The following is a 17718-nucleotide window of genomic DNA, read 5'->3' on the forward strand; positions in this document are numbered from 1 at the left end:
ACCGGCCGGGAAGGAACATGGTGCAGCTCAGGGCGCGTGTCGGCGACAAATGGGACGAGCCTTGGCCGGGTGTACGGGGCCGGACCGCCGGCCGGTGCCTATTGGTTCGCAGCCGGCCGGGGACGGTCATTAGGCTTGCCTCCATGAGTCACGTTCTCGCGGCGGTCGCCTGGCCGTACGCCAACGGCCCCCGGCACATCGGCCACGTCTCCGGGTTCGGTGTCCCCTCCGACGTCTTCAGCCGGTACATGCGGATGGCAGGCCACGACGTGCTCATGGTCTCCGGCACCGACGAGCACGGCACCCCGATCCAGGTGCAGGCCGACAAGGAGGGTGTCACCCCCCGCGAGCTGGCCGACCGGTACAACCGGGTGATCGTCGAGGACCTGCACGGGCTCGGGCTCTCCTACGACCTGTTCACCCGGACCACCACCGGCAACCACTACCGCGTGGTGCAGGACCTCTTCGAGGGGATGCACCGCAACGGCTACATCGTGCCCAAGGTGACCATGGGGGCCATCTCCCCGTCCACCGGCCGTACCCTGCCCGACCGCTACATCGAGGGCACCTGCCCGATCTGCGGGTACGACAGCGCCCGGGGTGACCAGTGCGACAACTGCGGTAACCAGCTCGACCCGATCGACCTGATCGAACCGAAGTCGAAAATCAACGGCGAGACCCCGCAGTTCGTCGAGACCGAGCACTTCTTCCTCGACCTGCCTGCCCTCGCCGACGCGCTCGGCCGCTGGCTGGACAGCCGGGAGGGCTGGCGCACCAACGTGCTGCGGTTCTCGAAGAACCTGCTGGCCGACCTCCAGCCCCGGGCCATCACCCGCGACCTGGAGTGGGGCGTACCGATCCCGTTGGAGGGCTGGCGGGACCGCTCCGACAAGCGGATCTACGTCTGGTTCGACGCGGTGATCGGCTACCTCTCCGCCTCCATCGAGTGGGCCCGCCGTTCCGGCGACCCCGAGGCGTGGCGGAAGTGGTGGTCCACCGACAGTCAGGGTAAGGACGCCCGGAGCTACTACTTCATGGGCAAGGACAACATCGTCTTCCACTCGGTGATCTGGCCGGCGCTGCTGCTCGGCTACTCCGGCGAGGGCAGCCGGGACGGCGAGCCCGGCCCGCTCGGCCGGCTCAACCTCCCCACCGAGGTGGTCTCCAGCGAGTTCCTGACCATGGAGGGGCGCAAGTTCTCCTCCTCCCGCCAGGTGGTCATCTACGTCCGCGACTTCCTGGCGCGGTACGACGCCGACGCCCTGCGCTACTTCATCGCGGTCGCCGGTCCGGAGAGCAACGACACCGACTTCACCTGGGCGGAGTTCCTCCGCCGGAACAACGACGAGCTGGTCGCCGGCTGGGGCAACCTGGTCAACCGGTCCATCTCGATGGCCGCGAAGAACTTCGGCGCCATCCCGCCGATCGACCCGGCCGGCCTGACCGAGGCGGACGAGGCGCTGCTCGCGGTCGCCCGCGCCGGCTTCGACACGGTCGGTGACCTGATCGCGAAGCACCGGCAGAAGCAGGCCATCAGCGAGGCGATGAAGGTGGTCGCCGAGGCCAACCGGTACCTCTCCGACCAGGCGCCGTGGAAGCTCAAGAGCGAGGCCGAGAAGCCTCGGATGGGCACCATCCTGCACGTCGCGCTCCAGGTGGTCAGTGACGCCAACACGCTGCTCACCCCGTTCCTGCCGCACTCCGCGCAGAAGGTGCACGAGCTGCTCGGCGGCACCGGGGTGCACGCCCCGATGCCGTCCATCGTCGAGGTCGAGGATCTCGACGGCGGTCCGTCGTACCCGGTGCTGACCGGGGACTACACGGTCGGTGCCCGCTGGGAGTCGGTGCCCCTGGCGGCGGGTCGCCCGCTGGCCGCCCCGAAGCCGGTCTTCCGCAAACTCGACCCATCCATCGTGGACGAGGAGTTGGCCCGGCTGGAGGGCTGAGCCGACCGTACCGAGACGAGGGGCCGGCCCGGCTGGCGGGCCGAGCCGGCCGTACCGACCGGTCCGCCGGCAGGACGGGCGGCCCTGACCGGCGCCACAGGTCCAGCCGGCGGCCTCAGGCCGGGTACGGCAGGTCGACCGTCCGGTCGTCGGTCACGTCGCCGACCGGCGCCCAGGTCTCGTAGATGCCGCGTTCGACACACCGGGCGCCGACCGTCCCGACCGCCGCCACGTCCGGCCGGCACAGCCGCAACCGCAGCCAGCCGGTCTCCTCGCGGAGCACGACGCCCGGCACGCCGCGCCAGGTCGCGTACCGGACCCGGCGGCTGACCCGGGTCACCGAATGGCGGGCCGCCCGGGCGGCCGCGAGCACCCGGAACCCGCCGGGGGGATCGGCCACCGCCTCGTGTCCGCCGTCGGGGAGCGCGCCGACCAGCACGGTCGACCGGGGCGTTTCACCGACCGGCAAATAGTCCTGATCGGGGGAGAGCCTCGGCACGCCGGCCAGCAGATGGCGCCACCGGGGCCCGGCCATCCGCAGCCAGCCGCGCTGTTCCGCCTGGTAGGTGTAGAGCACCACCTCCACCCCGTCGCCCGGATAGGCGACCAGGGTGGCGTGCGCCGGCAGGGGCAGGTCGGCGAAGTCCCGGGTGACGAACTCCGGGACCAGTTGCGCGCCGCTGGGCAGGAAACCGGTACCCAGCACCGCCGCGCCGATCCGGTCGCCGGGCGGCATGACGGTCAGCCCCCGGTAGGACGAACCGACCGGGCTGGCGTAGTCGCATCCGTCAATTGCCCGCCAGCGCAGCACGTACGCCACGTCGGTGTCGTCTCCGACCCGGTCGTCGGTCCGCAGCACGGCCAGGCTGGACGGGGTACGCAGGTGGGCGACGTCGTGCTCGCGGTGGCAGAAGCCGTACGGCAGTTGCCCGCGCAGGCAGTCGGCGAGCTGGCGGGCGGAGAGCACCTTGATCATCCGGGTACCCCGGCGGATCCGTGCCGAGGCGCGCAGCGCGGCCACTACCGGGTCGTCGGCCGCCGCCGGCTGCTGACTGAGCCGGTGCAGGTCGGCCCAGCCCCGGTTGCGGTGCACCGGAGCCAGCAGCGGCGCTTCCGGTTCCTCACCCGCATCGGGTACGCCGTGTACCGCGTCGACCTCGGTGACGTGGACGACCCGGTGCCACGGCAGCGGCGCGTCCGTGCGGGAGGTCCATTCGAACCCGGCCAGCTCACGGGCACTGAAGAGTTCGTACGCCGCCCCTCGGGCGATCTCGCGCGCGGGGTGGACCGCGCCGTCGTACGTCACGTGCAACCCGGCGGGTGCCTCCGGGGAGCCGCTGGTGGCAGGCATGACGCTCACCGGCGCAACCTAGCTTTGCCGGATGCCGTCTGGGTGAACAGCGGGTGGCGTGCCGGGACCGGCCGGCGTCCCGGCCGGTCCCACCCTCCCCGAGGCACGCTCTCCGGAGCCGGCGGCTGGTGCCGTCGTCCCCCGTCTCCGTACTGCCGGTTCTCCCCAGGACCGGTCTGGTGATGATGCCAGCACCATCCGTGGCCGGAAGGGGGCCGCCGTAGATCTTGAGCAGATCTTGAGCAGATCTTGAGAGGATCTTGAGACGACGGGGCGACGGGCGACGGGTAGGTCTGGTCCTGAGGTGACGGGTGGCGGGCGCAGGTCCGGGAGGCGGCGCCGGGCCGGAACGGATGTGTGATGCTGGCGGCGATGAGTGAGCCGACCGAGTCCCGCCGCCAGCGCGCCGCCCGGCGAGCGGGTGAGTTCCCGCCGGCACCCGAGCCGTTGCCGAGCCCGGTGCCCGACAGCCACACCCACCTGGACATCACCGTCGCCGAGGCGGGTACGCCCGGCGGCGCCGGGCCGTCCACCGGGCAGCCGGTCGACGACCCGGTCGGGGCGGTCATCGACCTCGCCGCCTCGGTCGGGGTGGACCGGCTAATCCAGGTGGGCGTGGACGTGGCCTCCTCGCGGTGGGGGGCCGAGGTGGCCGACCGGTACCCGGCGGTGCTGGCAACCGTGGCGCTGCACCCGAACGAGGCGCCCCGGCTGCCCGACCTGGACGAGGCGCTGCGCCAGATCGAGGCGCTCGCCACCCTCGACCGGGTACGCGGGATCGGCGAGACCGGCCTGGACCACTTCCGGACCGGCGACGAGGGGCGGGCCGCCCAGGAGGAGAGCTTCCGGGCACACATCGCCATCGCCAAGCGGTACGGCAAGGCGCTGGTCATCCACGACCGGGACGCGCACGCCGACGTGCTGCGGGTACTCGACTCGGAGGGCGCGCCGGACACCGTGGTGCTGCACTGCTTCTCCGGCGACGCCGACTTCGCCGCCGAGTGCGTCCGGCGCGGGTACGTGCTGAGCTTCGCCGGCACGGTGACCTTCGCCAGCGCTCAGGCGCTACGCGAGGCGGCGAGGCTCACCCCGGCCGACCAGATGCTGGTGGAGACGGACGCGCCGTACCTCACGCCGACGCCGCACCGGGGGCGGCCGAACGCCTCCTACCTGATCCCGTTGACCATGCGGTCGCTGGCGGAGACCACCGGCGTCGACCTGGACGAGCTCTGCGCCGCCGTCTCGGCCACCGGGGAGCGGGTCTTCGGCCCGTGGAGCTGAGCTGGCGTGGAGCTGAGCTGGCACTGAGGTGTTAACAAGGGGCCCTTCCTCTACCGAAAGCGTTAAGAAGGGGCCCTTCCTTACATGCCATAGGCTGCACGGCATGACCGGTCTCCTCGGCCCGGCGGAGATCCGGGAGTTGGCCGCCCGGCTGGGCGTGTCACCGACCAAGAAGCTCGGCCAGAACTTCGTCCACGACCCCAACACGGTGCGGCGCATCGTCGCCGCCGCCGGGCTCGCCCCGGACGACGTGGCGCTGGAGGTCGGGCCGGGGCTCGGCTCGCTCACCCTCGGGCTGCTCCCGGCGGCGGCGCACGTGCACGCGGTGGAGATCGACCCGGTGCTGGCCGGCGCCCTGCCGGAGACCGCCGCCCGGTACGCCGGCCCCGGTGCCACCGACCGGCTCACCGTGCACCGGGCGGACGCGCTGCGGGTCACCGCGGCCGACCTGGCCGACCCGGCGCCCACCGCGCTGGTGGCGAACCTGCCCTACAACGTCGCCGTGCCGGTGGTGCTGTACCTGCTCGCCGAGCTGCCGAGCCTGCGGAGCGGTCTGGTGATGGTGCAGAAGGAGGTCGCCGACCGGTTGACCGCCGGGCCGGGTTCCAAGGTCTACGGCATTCCGTCGGTGAAGCTCGCCTGGCACGCCCACGCCCGGCCGGCCGGGAAGGTACCGCCGAACGTGTTCTGGCCGGTGCCGAACGTCGACTCCGGGCTGGTCGCCTTCACCCGCCGGGAACCGCCCCGGGACGACGTACCCCGGCGGAGGGTCTTCGCCGTGGTGGACGCGGCGTTCGCCCAGCGCCGCAAGACCCTGCGTGCCGCGCTGGCCGGCTGGGCCGGCGGGGCGGACGCGGCAGCAGCCGCGCTGACCGCCGCCGGGGTGGACCCGGGCGCCCGGGGCGAGGCGCTCACCGTCGAGCAGTTCGCCGCCATCGCCGCGTCGGCTCCGGTCGGTACCCGGGCCGCCGGTTAGGCTGACGCCGTGTCGGTAGGAGGGTGCTGCGGATTGAGCGCCGAGGAGTTGAGCGTGGAACAGTCGTCCGATGTCCGGTCCCGGGTCCGGGGTACCGCCCGGTGACCGAGGCGTGGCGACCGGACGACGAGGACGGCCAGCGGCGGGGGAGCACCGGACCGGTCCGGGTCCGGGCACCCGCCAAGATCAACCTTCATCTCGGGGTCGGTCCGCTCCGGCCGGACGGGTACCACGAGCTGAACACCGTCTACCACGCGATCTCGATCCACGACGAGCTGACCGCCCGCCGGGGCGACACCCTCACCCTCACCATGGAGGGGGAGGGCGCGGGTGAGCTGGCGCTGGACGAGTCCAACCTGGTGATCCGGGCGGCCCGGGCGCTCGCCGCGTACACCGGCGTGCCGGCCCACGCCCGGCTGCACCTGCGCAAGCAGATCCCGCTCGCCGGCGGGCTGGCCGGCGGCAGCGCGGACGCCGCCGCCACCCTGGTCGCCTGCGACACCCTCTGGGGCACCGGGCTCTCCCGGGACGAGTTGGCCGGGATCGCCGCCGGCCTCGGCTCGGACGTGCCGTTCCTGATCCACGGCGGCACCGCGCTCGGCACCAGCCGCGGGGAGGCGGTCAGCCCGGTGCTGGCCCGTCCCGTCTCCTGGTACTGGGTGGTGGCGGTCGCCGACGGCGGGATCTCCACCCCGGCCGCCTACGCCGAGCTGGACCGGCTACGCGACGCCGGTTCCGCCCCGGCGCCGCTGGGCAGCACCGACGATCTGCTGGCCGCGCTGCGCCAGCACGACCCGGGGGTGCTCGCCGGCGCGCTGGGCAACGATCTTCAGGCTGCCGCGCTGTCGATCCGACCGTCGCTCGCCGCCACCCTGGCGGCCGGTACGCAGGCCGGCGCGCTGGCCGGGATCGTCTCCGGATCCGGCCCCACCTGCGTCTTCCTCGCCACCGACGGCCGGCACGCCGAGCGGGTCGCCGCCGGGTTGACCGCCGCCGGGGTGTGCCGGGCGGTCCGCACCGCGCACGGGCCGGTACCCGGCGCCCGGGTGGGCTGACCGCAGCGGTCCACGGGTACACCGGGCGCGACCGTCGGTGCGCCCGGGGGCCGCAGCCGCGACCGGGGGCCGCAGCCGCGTCGGCGGGTGGGCCGGCGGTCCGCGTAGGCTAGAACGCAGGCGTCCCGTGTGCCGGCCGGCACGAGCGGGACGCCTTGATCATGGGAGGTGAGGTCGTGGCCAACATCGTCAACCTGGACCGGGTGTCCAAGGGGTACGGCGCTGCCGGGCCGCTGCTCACCGACGTCTCCCTCGGCCTCGACGACGCCGACCGGATCGGCGTGGTCGGGCTCAACGGCGCCGGCAAGTCCACCCTGCTCCGGCTGCTCACCCGGACCGAGGAACCGGACGCCGGCCGGGTCACCCACCGCCGGGACCTGCGGGTCGCCTGGCTGCCGCAGACCCTCACCCTCGCCGCCGAAGCCACCGTCCGGGACGTGGTGCTCGGCACCGCCTGGCTGGCCCAGAGCATGGGCGCCGAGCACGAGTGGGCCGGCGACGCCGGGGTGCGGGCCATCCTCGACGGGCTCGGCATGCCCTACCTCGGCCTCGACCAGCCGGTCGGGCCGATGTCCGGCGGGGAGCGACGGCGGGTGGCGCTCGCCGCACTGCTGGTCCGCGAAGCCGACCTGCTGATCCTCGACGAGCCCACCAACCACCTGGACGTGGGTGGTGTCGACTGGCTCGCCCGGCACCTGATCGGCCGCAAGGGGGCCCTGGTCGTGGTCACCCACGACCGCTGGTTCCTGGACGCGGTCTGCACCAGTACCTGGGAGGTCGCCGACCAGACGGTCCGCGCCTACGAGGGCGGCTTCGCCGCCTGGACGCTGGCCCGCGTGGAACGGGAACGGGTGGCCGCCGCCACCGAGGCCCGCCGGCAGAACCTGCTCCGCAAGGAGATCGCCTGGCTGCGCCGGGGCCCACCGGCCCGGACCTCCAAGCCCCGGTTCCGGATCGATGCGGCCAACGCCCTGATCGCCGACGTGCCACCGCCGCGCGACACCATGTCGTTGCAGAAGCTGGCCACCGCCCGGCTCGGCAAGCAGGTGTACGACCTGGAACACGTCACCCTGCACGCCGGCCCGAAGCTGATCCTGGACGACCTCACCTGGCAGGTCGGCCCCGGCGACCGGATCGCCATCCTCGGCGCCAACGGGGCCGGCAAGACCACCCTGCTGCGCATGCTCGCCGGGGTGGCCCGGCCGGACGCCGGACGGTTCGTCACCGGGTCCACCGTCCGGCCGGCCTTCCTCTCCCAGGAACTGGCCGAGTTGCCCGGGCACCTGCGGGTGCTGGAGGCGGTGGAGGAGGTCGCCCGGCGGGTCCAGCTCGGTGACCGGGAACTGGCCGCCTCGCAGCTCGCCGAGGTCTTCGGCTTCGACGACCGGCGGCTCTGGACCCCGGTCAGCGACCTCTCCGGCGGGGAGCGGCGCCGGCTGCAGATGCTCCGCCTGCTCGCCACCGAGCCGAACGTGCTCCTCTTCGACGAGCCCACCAACGACCTGGACACCGACACCCTGGCCGCGCTGGAGGACCTGCTCGACTCCTGGCCGGGTACGGTCATCGTGGCCAGCCACGACCGGTACCTGATCGAGCGGGTCACCGACGTGGCGTACGGGATGTTCGGCGACGCGCGCCTGGTGCACCTGCCGGGCGGGGTCGACGAGTACCTTGCCCGGGCCGGGAGTGCCGGTCCCCGTACCCAGGCCGCCCCGTTGACCGGACGCCCGGCGGTGGAGCGGCCGGTCGAGGCCGGCATGTCGGCAGCCGAGGCGCGTACCGCCCGCAAGGAACTCAGCCGGCTGGAACGCCAGATCAGCAAGCTGGAGCAGCGCGAGGCGGCGCTGCACGACCAGCTCGCCCAGCACGCGACCGACTACGCGAAGGTCGCCGAGTTGGACGGCCAGCTCCGCGAGCTGCGCGCCGAGCGGGAACGGACCGAGGAGGCCTGGCTGGCCCTGGCCGAGCAGGTACCGAGTAGCTGAACCGGGTTCCCGGCGGGCGCCGGGCGGGTGGGCCAGATTCCCCGATCCGCCCGGGCGGCGTCGTGGCCGGTCGGGGTGGGCGTGTGCGGCGTCACAGCGCCACATGCGGGAGAATCGTGCCCGACCCCTCAACCAACGGTGTTGGAGACTCAGACATGGCCCATAACCCCGTCAACCACCCCGCGCGGCCGATCTACCGGGCGATCGGCGGGCTTACCGGTGGCTACCTGGTGGTCTTCGGTGCCCTCGGCGTGATCGGGACCGCCGGTGACAACTTCTTCGCCCAGGATGACACGCTCGTCCTCGGCCAGGGCACGAATCTGGCTTATTCGCTGCTTGCGCTGGTTACCGGGGCGCTGATCGTGCTCGGTACGGTGCTCGGCCGGAACATCGACGTCAAGATCAACCAGATCCTCGCGTACGGCTACATGGTGCTCAGCCTGGTCGCGCTGGCCTTCATCCAGACCGACGCCAACGTGCTCAACTTCAGCATCGCCACGGTCATCGTCGCCATGGTGATCGGCATGGTGCTGCTGATGGTCGCCATGTACGGCAAGGTCGGCAGCGAGGAGGAGCAGAAGGCCTGGCGCGAGGCCCGGCTCCTCCTCTGACCCGCGCGTCAACTGGGCAAACGCCGGTTTCCTCCGCCGTGTCGGGTGACAATTCGCAGTAATCAGTCACCCGGCACGGAGGAGAGGTCATGGCACACTTCCCGGTCAACCACCCGGCGCGCCCGCTCTACCGGGCCTTCGCCGCCCTGGTCGGGCTCTACATCCTGGTCTTCGGGGTGGTGGGCGTGGTGCAGACCTGGGGTGAACCCCTCTTCGACCGGGGTGGCCACTGGGCCCTCGGTCTGCGGACCAACCTGGCCTTCTCGCTGGTCTCCGTGGTCTTCGGGATCGTGCTGCTGATCGGCGCGTCCCGGCGGAGCAATCTCGGCCACTACATGAACCTGACCGCCGGGGTGGTCTTCATGGTCACCGGTCTGGCGATGATGATGGTCCTGCAGACCGACGCGAACTTCCTCAACTTCTCGATGTCCACGGTCATCGTGTCGCTGGTCTTCGGGATGCTGCTGCTCGCCACCGGGCTCTACGACAAGGTCGGCCCGGACGAACATGCCGAGGCCGAGGAGGCGTACCGGCGTCGGCCCGTGCCGGAGCCCGGCACCCGCTGAGCCGACCGGAGCCGGCACCACCGACCGGTCGGGTCAGCGCCCGCGCCGGGTGAGCAGGGTCGGCTTCGCCTCCAGGTGGGACAACCCGTTCCAGGCCAGGTTGACCAGGTGCGCGGCGACCGTCTCCTTGCGGGGCTTGCGCACCTCCAGCCACCAGCGCCCGGTCAGCGCCACCATGCCCACCAGGGCCTGGGCGTACAGCTCGGCGAGCTTGGGGTCGTACCCCCGGCTCTTGAACTCGGCGCCGAGGATGTGCTCGACCTGGTGGGCGACGTCGTTCATCACGCTGCTGAAGTTGCCGGTGGCGGACATCAGCGGGGACTCCCGGACCAGCACCCGGAACCCGCTGGTCTCCTCCTCGATGTAGCCGAGCAGCGCCAGTGCCGCCTGCTCCAGCAGCTCGCGGGGATGGCCGGCGGTCAGGGCCGTGGTGATCCGGTCGAGCAGGGCGCGGACCTCCCGGTCGACCACGACCGCGTAGAGCCCCTCCTTGCCACCGAAGTGCTCGTAGACCACCGGCTTGGACACCTTGGCCCGGGCGGCGACCTCCTCGATCGAGGTGGCGTCGAACCCACGTTCGGCGAAGATCTGCCGGCCGATGGAGATCAGCTGCTCGCGTCGCTGCGCGGCCGACATGCGGACCCGGGAGCTCGGCTTGGCCGGTGGCTTGATCTCTGTCATCTCGTCACCTCGCTGGCGCGCGGCGACGCCCTGCCGGGGGATGGGGGACTGACCCGTCCGGTCCGGCGGCACGCCGCCGGACCGGACCGGATGTGTCTCGTGGGTCGGGGATCCTGCGGGCGGAGCGCCTTGCCTGCCGTCCCTCGTTGCCGCGCCCGCTCGGTCACCCGGCCATCCTGCCAGGTGACCGTCCGGTGCACCGACCCGATTACCGCGTGGCGGGGGTTTTGGCCATCTTCGCCGCGATGCGCTCCGGCTTCGGCCAGCGGATGTCCCACGCGGCCCCCACCTTCTCGAAGAGCCAGATCACCCGGGCGGAGATGTCCACCTGGCCGCGGAGTACCCCGTGGCGGGCGCTGGTCGGGTCGGCGTGGTGCAGGTTGTGCCAGCTCTCCCCGAACGAGAGGACGGCCAGCGGCCAGAAGTTCGACGCCTTGTCGCCCGGGCGCAGCTCGAAGGGGCGCTCGCCGTAGACGTGGCAGACCGAGTTGATCGACCAGGTGACGTGGTGCAGCAGGCCGATCCGGACCAGTCCGGCCCAGAACAGCGCGGTCAGCGCGCCCTGCCAGGACCAGGTGAGCAGGCCGCCCATGAGGGCCGGACCGAGGACCGAGGTCACCACCAGGACGGGGAAGAGCCGGTCCACCCGGTTGATGTCCCGGTCGGCGAGCAGGTCCGGGGCGAACCGGGCGCGGTTGGAGAGTTCCCGGCCGAAGAGCCAGCCCATGTGGGCGTGGAACATGCCCCGGGTGAGCCCCCAGACGCTGGCCCCGAACCGCCAGGGCGAGTGTGGGTCGCCTTCCAGGTCGGAGAAGGCATGGTGCCGCCGGTGGTCGGCGACCCACTGGGTGATGTTGCCCTGTACCGCCAGTGATCCGGAGACCGCCAGTGCCACCCGCAGCCACCGCTTGGCCTTGAACGAACCGTGGGTGAAGTAGCGGTGGTACCCGACGGTGATACCGAGCCCGGAGACCACGTACCAGACGAGGCCGATGGCCACGTCGGTCCAGCCCAGCCAGCCACCCCAGGCCACCGGGACAGCGGCGAGGAGGGCGAGGAACGGGATGGTCACGAAGGACCAGAGGGCGATCAGGATGCCCGTGGACTGGTGTCCCTCGGTGAGCGGCTTCGGGCCGGCACCGTTGCCGGTCGGGGTGGCGGGCTCAAGGAGAGCGGTGGACATGGCACCTCGCAGAGGGGACGGCAAAGATCAGTAACTTACGCCTACGTCACCGTAACCTACGCTCCCGTAGTTTAGCTACGGCCGACTTCTCGATATCCCGCCACGAGATCGATAAAAACGTCGCCGCTTTCGTGCCCTGATGTGCACTCCTGGCCGGTTTGGGTATCGCCCGTTGGTCGACAGCCGCAGCGGGCCTCCGACTCGCAGCCTGTCGAGCTGCACCGTTTGTGCTGGCCTCTACCGCCCTGTTGATCCGCTCGTTTCCCTGAAAGTCGGGGTGTCAGCCCCGGCCCGATGGCCCGGTTTCCTGAAAACGGAGTGGATCGAGGGGTACGGGTCGCTAGATCGGCGCGGCAGGCCGTGGTGAGCCGGGCCGGCCGATCGCGGGTATGATCACCGGGTTGATCCGGCGACCGGCGCCGATGTGGCACGGAACGGGCCGGACGCTAGGCTGACGCGCGATGGGGTGTGGGGTAACGGCAACCCGCAGGCCTTTGGAGCCTTGAGCTCCTGGTTCGAATCCAGGCACCCCAGCTCCCGCCGTCCGCACCGCGCCACCGGGTGCCGCCGGCAATTGTGTAGGCCCGCACGGATTGCCACCGATGCGTGGTTAGCATGGGGCCGCAGACTGTCCGACCTCCGACGGGAGCTTCGTCGTGTCCCAGCCCCGCCTCCGTACCGTCGTCGTGCTCGCCGCCGGGGAGGGCAAGCGGATGAAGTCGGCGCTGCCCAAGGTGCTGCACCCACTGCTCGGCCGGACCCTGGTCGGCCACGTGCTGGCCGCGGCGGCACCACTCGGCGCGGAGCGCACCGTGGTGGTGGTCGGGCACGGCGCGGACCAGGTCCGCGCGCACCTCGCCGAGATCGCCCCGGACGCCACCGGCGTCCTTCAGGCCGAGCAGCGCGGCACCGGTCACGCGGTCCGGATCGCACTGGAGGCCGTCCCCGAGTCCGCCGGCACCGTCGTCGTGATCAACGGTGACGTGCCGCTGCTCCGGCCGGACACGGTCAACGCCCTGGTCGAGGCACACGAGGGCGCCGGCGCGGCGGCCACCGTGCTGGCCGCCGAGGTGCCCGACCCGACCGGGCTCGGCCGGATCGTCCGGGACGGTTCGGGCCGGCTGGAGCGGATCGTCGAGGAGCGCGACGCCTCCCCAGCGGAGCGGGCCGTCCGGGAGGTCAACGCCGGGATCTACGCCTTCGACGCGGCCCGGCTGCGGGACACCCTCGGCAAACTCTCCACCGACAACGACCAGGGCGAGGAGTACCTCACCGACGTCTTCGGCCTGCTCGTCGGCGCCGGTGAGCCGGTCGCGGTGCACGTCGCCGCCGACGCCACCGAGACGCTGGGCTGCAACGACCGGGTGGAGCTGGCCGCGCTGCGCCGGCTGCTGCGGGACCGGGTCAACGAGTCGTTGATGCGTACCGGCGTCACCCTGCTCGACCCGGACACCACCTGGATCGACGTGACCGTCTCCGTCGACCGCGACGCGGTGATCGACCAGAACACCCAGCTTCGCGGCGGAACCCGGGTGGGTACCGGGGCCACGGTGGGGCCGGACGTCACGCTGGTCGACACGGTGGTCGGCGCGGGTGCCACGGTGGTACGCAGCCACGCGGTCCAGGCCGAGGTCGGCCCCGGCGCGAGCGTCGGCCCGTACGCCTACCTGCGGCCGGCCGCCCGACTCGGCGAGAAGGCGAAGATCGGCACCTTCGTCGAGGTGAAGAACTCGGAGGTGGGTGCCGGTTCGAAGGTGCCGCACCTGACCTACGTCGGGGACGCCACCATCGGCGAGCAGAGCAACATCGGCGCGGCGACCGTGTTCGTCAACTACGACGGCGTGGCCAAGCACCGCACGGTGATCGGCAGCCACGCGAAGACCGGCGCGGACAACATGTTCGTCGCGCCGGTCCGGGTCGGCGACGGCGCCTACACGGCGGCCGGATCGGTGATCGTGGACGACGTACCGGCGGGCGCGATGGGTGTCGCCCGGGCCCGGCAGCGCAACATCGAGGGCTGGGTACGCAAGCGGCGGGCCGGTACGGCGGCGGCCGAGGCGGCCCAGCGCGCCGAGGCAGCCGGGCACGGGGCGGAGCCGGCCGGGGCGGTGCAGAGTGCGTCCGACCGGGCCGGTGGCGCAAGGGAAGGTGAGGCAATCCACGGGGATGGCGAGGCGGTCAGCCCGGCCCCGACCACGGGGGATACTGCAACCGACTAGTCCCTGGACCCACCACCGCCGGGTACCACCGATCAACGGGAGCAGACGAGCCCATGGGCAGCATCGTCGCCGAAAACCGCAAGAGCCTGATGCTCTTCTCCGGACGTGGCTTTCCGGAGTTGGCCAAGGAGATCGGTGAGGTGCTCGGCGTCGCGCCGACGCCGGCCGACGCGTACGAGTTCGCCAACGGCGAGATCTTCGTCCGCTTCAAGGACTCCGTACGTGGTTCCGATGCCTTCGTGGTGCAGTCGGTCACGCACGGGGTGAACAAGTGGGTCATGGAGACCCTCATCATGATCGACGCCCTGAAGCGCGGGTCGGCGAAGCGGATCACCGTGGTGCTGCCGTTCTACCCGTACTCCCGGCAGGACAAGAAGCACCGGGGTCGCGAGCCCATCTCCGCGCGGCTCATCGCCGACCTGCTCAAGCAGGCGGGCGCGAACCGGATCCTCACCGTCGACCTGCACACCGCGCAGATCCAGGGTTTCTTCGACGGCCCGGTGGACCACCTCTTCGCGATGGACATCCTCGCCGAGTACGTGGAGAAGAAGTACGCCGGCCGCCCGCTCACCGTGGTCGCCCCGGACTCGGGCCGGGTACGCGTCGCCGAGCGCTGGACCGACCGGCTCGGCGGCTGCCCGCTGGCGTTCATCCACAAGACCCGCGACCCGCTCAAGCCCAACCAGGTGGTGGCCAACCGGGTGGTCGGTGACGTCGAGGGCCGGGTCTGCCTGATCGTCGACGACATGATCGACACCGGCGGCACGATCTGCAAGGCGGCCGAGATCCTGCACGACTCGGGTGCGGCCGACGTGCTGGTCGCCTCGACGCACGCGCTCCTCTCCGACCCGGCGACCGAGCGGTTGAAGAACAGCCGGATCAGCGAGGTCGTGGTGACCAACACGCTGCCCCTGCCGCCCGAGAAGCGGCTGGACAAGATCACCGTGCTCTCCATCGCCCCGCTGCTGGCCCGGGCGATCCGCGAGGTCTTCGACGACGGCTCGGTGACGACGCTGTTCGGCGGGCTCAGCTAGGCCGGTCCGGCCCGGCCGGCGGATGAGCCGGATTCGGCCGGAGCGGATCGTCGCGTACCGGCACCGGAAGTGGTGCCGGTACGTTTTTCCGCCCGGGGCGGGGTCTGCTGTGAGTAGTGGTTCCCGCCTCGGGTAGACTGCTGCGGTTGCCATGGCGAGGGTGCCCTGCGGGTCGTTGAGAAGCGCCGCACGGAGGCGCCGTCATCGACGCGGTGCTCCGGATGGTGTTCAGGACATGAGCCCCAGAGAGCCCTTCGCCTCAGCACCGCCAGACGACATTCCGCCGCAGCGACCGCATTCAGGAGTTTCCCCGTGTCCGAGGTAAAGATCAGCGCCGAGCCCCGCACCGAGTTCGGCAAGGGTGGTGCCCGTCGTACCCGCCGGGCCGGCAAGGTGCCCGCCGTGCTGTACGGCCACGGCGAGAAGCCCAAGCACATCGCGCTCCCCGCCCGGGAGTTCGCTGCGGCGATCCGGCACGGTGGCGCCAACCAGCTCTTCGCGATCGAGATCAGCGACGGCACGCAGGCGCTTGCGCTGCCGAAGGCGATCCAGCGTGACCCGATCAAGGACACCTTCGAGCACGTCGACCTGCTGCTGGTCCGTCGGGGCGAGAAGGTCACCGTCGAGGTCCCGGTGCAGCTGACCGGTGAGGCCGCCAAGGACACCCTGATCGTGCACGACCACGACACCCTGACGGTCACCGCCGACGCGACCAAGCTCCCCGACCACCTGGAGGCCTCGATCGCGGGCCTGGAGGCCGGCACCCAGGTCACCGCCGCCGACGTCGAGCTGCCGGCCGGTGTCGAGCTGGTCGCCGACCCGGAGCTGTCGGTGGCCTCGGTCACCGCCGCGCCGACCGCCGAGCAGCTTGAGGCCACCCTGCCCGAGATCGAGCAGCCCGCCGCCGAGGAAGAGGCTGCCGAGGAGGCCATCGCGGGCGAGGAAGCCGCCGCCGAGGCGACCGCCGAGGGCGAGGAAGCTCCGGCCGAGGCCCGTACCGAGGCCTGATCGGACCAGATCGTGCGACAGGCGCCCCCGACTCGTCGGGGGCGCCTGTTGTCGTATGTCCGGTCGGTGTCCGACATCCGACCGGTCGGAAATTCGTAGCGGCGGTGACCGGTCGACCGGCCGACCGCTGGCGGTGACAGGGGAGAGACGGGCGTGGTGGACGAGGCACAGCCGTGGCTGGTGGTCGGTCTGGGCAACCCGGGCCGGGAGTACGCCGGCAACCGGCACAACGTCGGCTTCATGGTGGTCGACCTGCTGGCCGGTCGGATCGGCACGAAGCTGGGCCGGCACCGGCGGGCGGTCGCCGATGTCGGTGAGGGGCGGCTCGGCTTCGGTGGGCCGAAGCTGGTGCTGGTCAAGCCGCTCACCTACATGAACCTCTCCGGCGCGCCGGTGGTCGCGCTGGCGCAGTTCTACAAGGTGCCGCCGGGGCAGGTCATCGCCGTCCACGACGAACTGGACATCGGGTACGGCCAGTTCCGGATCAAGTGCGGTGGCGGCGAGGGCGGACACAACGGGCTCCGCTCGATGTCCAAGTCGCTCGGCACGAAGGACTACGTGCGGGTCCGGTTCGGCATCGGCCGGCCACCCGGCCGGCAGGACCCGGCCGACTACGTACTGTCGGATTTCTCCCAGGTGGAGCGCAAGGAACTGGAGTTCCTGGTGGACCGGGCCGCCGACGTGGTGGAGTCGGTGATCGTCCGGGGGGTGGAGCCGACCCAGAACGCGTACCACGGCGCGTGAGCCGGGCCCGGGTGACCAGGGCCGGTAGGGTGCCTCGGGAGCTGGAGAGGTGATCGCCGTGGCTACTCCCCCCATGATCGACGGTGCTTTCGCGCGCTGGCTGGCCGCTCGGGCCGGTCAGCTGCTGCTGGATCTGCGGGCCGAGTTGGGCTTCGACGATCCGGGGGCGCTCAGGGCGGCGGGGGACAAGCTCGCCCACGATCTGATCCGCACCGAGCTGGCCCGGTGGCGTCCGGCGGACGCGGTCCTCTCCGAGTCCGACGAGGGTTCCCGGCTGGCCTGGGCGGCCGAGGTGAGCAGCCGTACCGTGCACCGGCTCACCGCCGACCGGGTCTGGATCATCGATTCGCTGGACGGTACCCGGGAGTTCGCCGAGTCGGGCCGGAGCGACTGGGCGGTGCACGTGGCGCTCTGGTCGCGCCAGGCGAAGGCTCCGCACGGGCTGGTCGGCGGTGCGGTGGCCCTGCCGGCACAGCACCGGGTGGTGGGCACCGACTTCCCGCCGGCGTACCCGCCCATGACGTTGGAGGCGGCGACCGGAGGTGGCCGGCGGATCCGGCTGGCGGCGAGCCGTAGCCGACCGCCGGTCTTCCTCACCGACCTCGCCGACGACGTCGGTGCACAGTTGGTACCGATGGGTTCGGCCGGCGCCAAGATCGCGGCGGTGATCAGCGGCGAGGTCGACGCCTACCTGCACGCCGGCGGCCAGTACGAGTGGGACTCGGCCGCCCCGGTGGCTGTGGCGACGGCCACCGGCCTGCACGCTTCCCGGATCGACGGTTCTGCGCTGAAATACAACGAGGCGGATCCCCGGCTGCCCGACCTGCTGGTCTGCCGGAAGGATCTCGCTCCCCGGTTGCTTGCGGCGCTGCAAAGACACTCCGGGTAGAGTGACCGCACTCTTCTTCGACGTCACCGACCGGAAAGGTCTGGAATTCGCATGAGCGGATCCGAGCGAAGCGAGCCGGTGTCATGACCGCTCCTGCCGACTACCGGGTTTCCCACCTCGACGAGCTGGAGGCGGAGAGCCTCTTCATCATGCGTGAGGTGGTGGCGGAGTTGGAGCGGCCGGTGCTGC

15 protein-coding genes, 1 tRNA gene and 1 pseudogene are annotated in these 17718 nt (G+C 71.7%); 14 read left to right on the plus strand and 3 right to left on the minus strand.

Features of this window, described 5'->3' with window-relative positions; translation table 11 throughout:
• Window positions 1–143 precede the first annotated feature (143 nt).
• On the plus strand, window positions 144–1946 hold the full coding sequence (metG, locus tag V6U90_RS26820; RefSeq protein WP_334442287.1) for a methionine--tRNA ligase: 1803 nt from the start codon (window positions 144–146) through the stop codon (window positions 1944–1946).
• A 115-nt stretch (window positions 1947–2061) separates the two neighbouring features.
• Here the strand turns inward: metG and V6U90_RS26825 are convergent, their stop codons facing one another.
• The gene (locus V6U90_RS26825; RefSeq protein ID WP_334442324.1) at window positions 2062–3297 is read right to left on the minus strand and encodes a hypothetical protein; all 1236 of its coding nucleotides are present in this window, start codon (window positions 3295–3297) and stop codon (window positions 2062–2064) included.
• Between the two features lie 360 nt (window positions 3298–3657).
• Here V6U90_RS26825 and V6U90_RS26830 point away from each other — a divergent pair, with 360 nt between their 5' ends.
• The 6 genes from V6U90_RS26830 to V6U90_RS26855 all read left to right on the plus strand — a co-directional run bounded on the left by V6U90_RS26830 (window position 3658) and on the right by V6U90_RS26855 (window position 9771).
• Entirely contained in the window at window positions 3658–4578 is a 921-nt protein-coding gene (locus tag V6U90_RS26830; RefSeq protein ID WP_334442290.1) for a TatD family hydrolase, read from the plus strand.
• Window positions 4579–4681: 103 nt separating this feature from the next.
• Window positions 4682–5554, plus strand: coding sequence for a 16S rRNA (adenine(1518)-N(6)/adenine(1519)-N(6))-dimethyltransferase RsmA (gene rsmA / locus V6U90_RS26835; RefSeq protein ID WP_334442293.1), 873 nt, complete (start codon window positions 4682–4684; stop codon window positions 5552–5554).
• A 101-nt stretch (window positions 5555–5655) separates the two neighbouring features.
• Entirely contained in the window at window positions 5656–6609 is a 954-nt protein-coding gene (locus V6U90_RS26840; RefSeq protein WP_334442296.1) for a 4-(cytidine 5'-diphospho)-2-C-methyl-D-erythritol kinase, read from the plus strand.
• A gap of 176 nt (window positions 6610–6785) precedes the next feature.
• Complete coding sequence (locus tag V6U90_RS26845) at window positions 6786–8594, plus strand: ABC-F family ATP-binding cassette domain-containing protein (RefSeq protein WP_334442299.1); 1809 nt, start codon at window positions 6786–6788, stop codon at window positions 8592–8594.
• Window positions 8595–8749: 155 nt separating this feature from the next.
• Window positions 8750–9205 carry a DUF4383 domain-containing protein gene (locus tag V6U90_RS26850; RefSeq protein ID WP_334442302.1) on the plus strand — a complete coding sequence of 152 codons (456 nt, stop codon included), beginning with the start codon at window positions 8750–8752 and terminating at the stop codon, window positions 9203–9205.
• An 89-nt stretch (window positions 9206–9294) separates the two neighbouring features.
• Window positions 9295–9771, plus strand: a complete 477-nt coding sequence (locus V6U90_RS26855) for a DUF4383 domain-containing protein (RefSeq protein ID WP_334442305.1) — start codon at window positions 9295–9297, stop codon at window positions 9769–9771.
• A gap of 33 nt (window positions 9772–9804) precedes the next feature.
• Here V6U90_RS26855 and V6U90_RS26860 read toward each other — a convergent pair whose 3' ends face one another.
• Window positions 9805–10452, minus strand: coding sequence for a TetR/AcrR family transcriptional regulator (locus V6U90_RS26860; protein WP_334442308.1), 648 nt, complete (start codon window positions 10450–10452; stop codon window positions 9805–9807).
• A gap of 208 nt (window positions 10453–10660) precedes the next feature.
• A complete protein-coding gene (locus V6U90_RS26865; protein ID WP_334442310.1) occupies window positions 10661–11635 on the minus strand; it encodes an acyl-CoA desaturase in 975 nt (324 codons plus the stop codon).
• Window positions 11636–12097: 462 nt separating this feature from the next.
• Here V6U90_RS26865 and V6U90_RS26870 point away from each other — a divergent pair.
• From V6U90_RS26870 to V6U90_RS26900, 7 genes and pseudogenes are all read left to right on the plus strand, one after another.
• A tRNA-Gln gene (locus tag V6U90_RS26870) sits at window positions 12098–12169 on the plus strand.
• A 122-nt stretch (window positions 12170–12291) separates the two neighbouring features.
• A complete protein-coding gene (gene glmU / locus V6U90_RS26875) occupies window positions 12292–13854 on the plus strand; it encodes a bifunctional UDP-N-acetylglucosamine diphosphorylase/glucosamine-1-phosphate N-acetyltransferase GlmU (RefSeq protein ID WP_334442312.1) in 1563 nt (520 codons plus the stop codon).
• A 53-nt stretch (window positions 13855–13907) separates the two neighbouring features.
• Window positions 13908–14888, plus strand: coding sequence for a ribose-phosphate diphosphokinase (locus V6U90_RS26880; RefSeq protein ID WP_334442314.1), 981 nt, complete (start codon window positions 13908–13910; stop codon window positions 14886–14888).
• Window positions 14889–15200: 312 nt separating this feature from the next.
• Window positions 15201–15896 (plus strand): 50S ribosomal protein L25/general stress protein Ctc, encoded by a 696-nt coding sequence (locus V6U90_RS26885; protein WP_334442316.1) that lies wholly within the window; start codon window positions 15201–15203, stop codon window positions 15894–15896.
• 153 nt (window positions 15897–16049) lie between these two features.
• Window positions 16050–16640: an aminoacyl-tRNA hydrolase gene (gene pth, locus V6U90_RS26890; RefSeq protein ID WP_334442318.1), complete on the plus strand. Its 591-nt coding sequence runs from the start codon at window positions 16050–16052 to the stop codon at window positions 16638–16640.
• Window positions 16641–16713: 73 nt separating this feature from the next.
• Window positions 16714–17529 (plus strand): inositol monophosphatase family protein, encoded by an 816-nt coding sequence (locus V6U90_RS26895; RefSeq protein WP_334442326.1) that lies wholly within the window; start codon window positions 16714–16716, stop codon window positions 17527–17529.
• An 83-nt stretch (window positions 17530–17612) separates the two neighbouring features.
• Window positions 17613–17718: pseudogene (locus V6U90_RS26900) on the plus strand (sulfate adenylyltransferase subunit CysD); the annotation flags it as partial.

It is taken from the genome of Micromonospora sp. CPCC 206060 (assembly GCF_036906895.1).
Lineage (GTDB): Bacteria > Actinomycetota > Actinomycetes > Mycobacteriales > Micromonosporaceae > Micromonospora.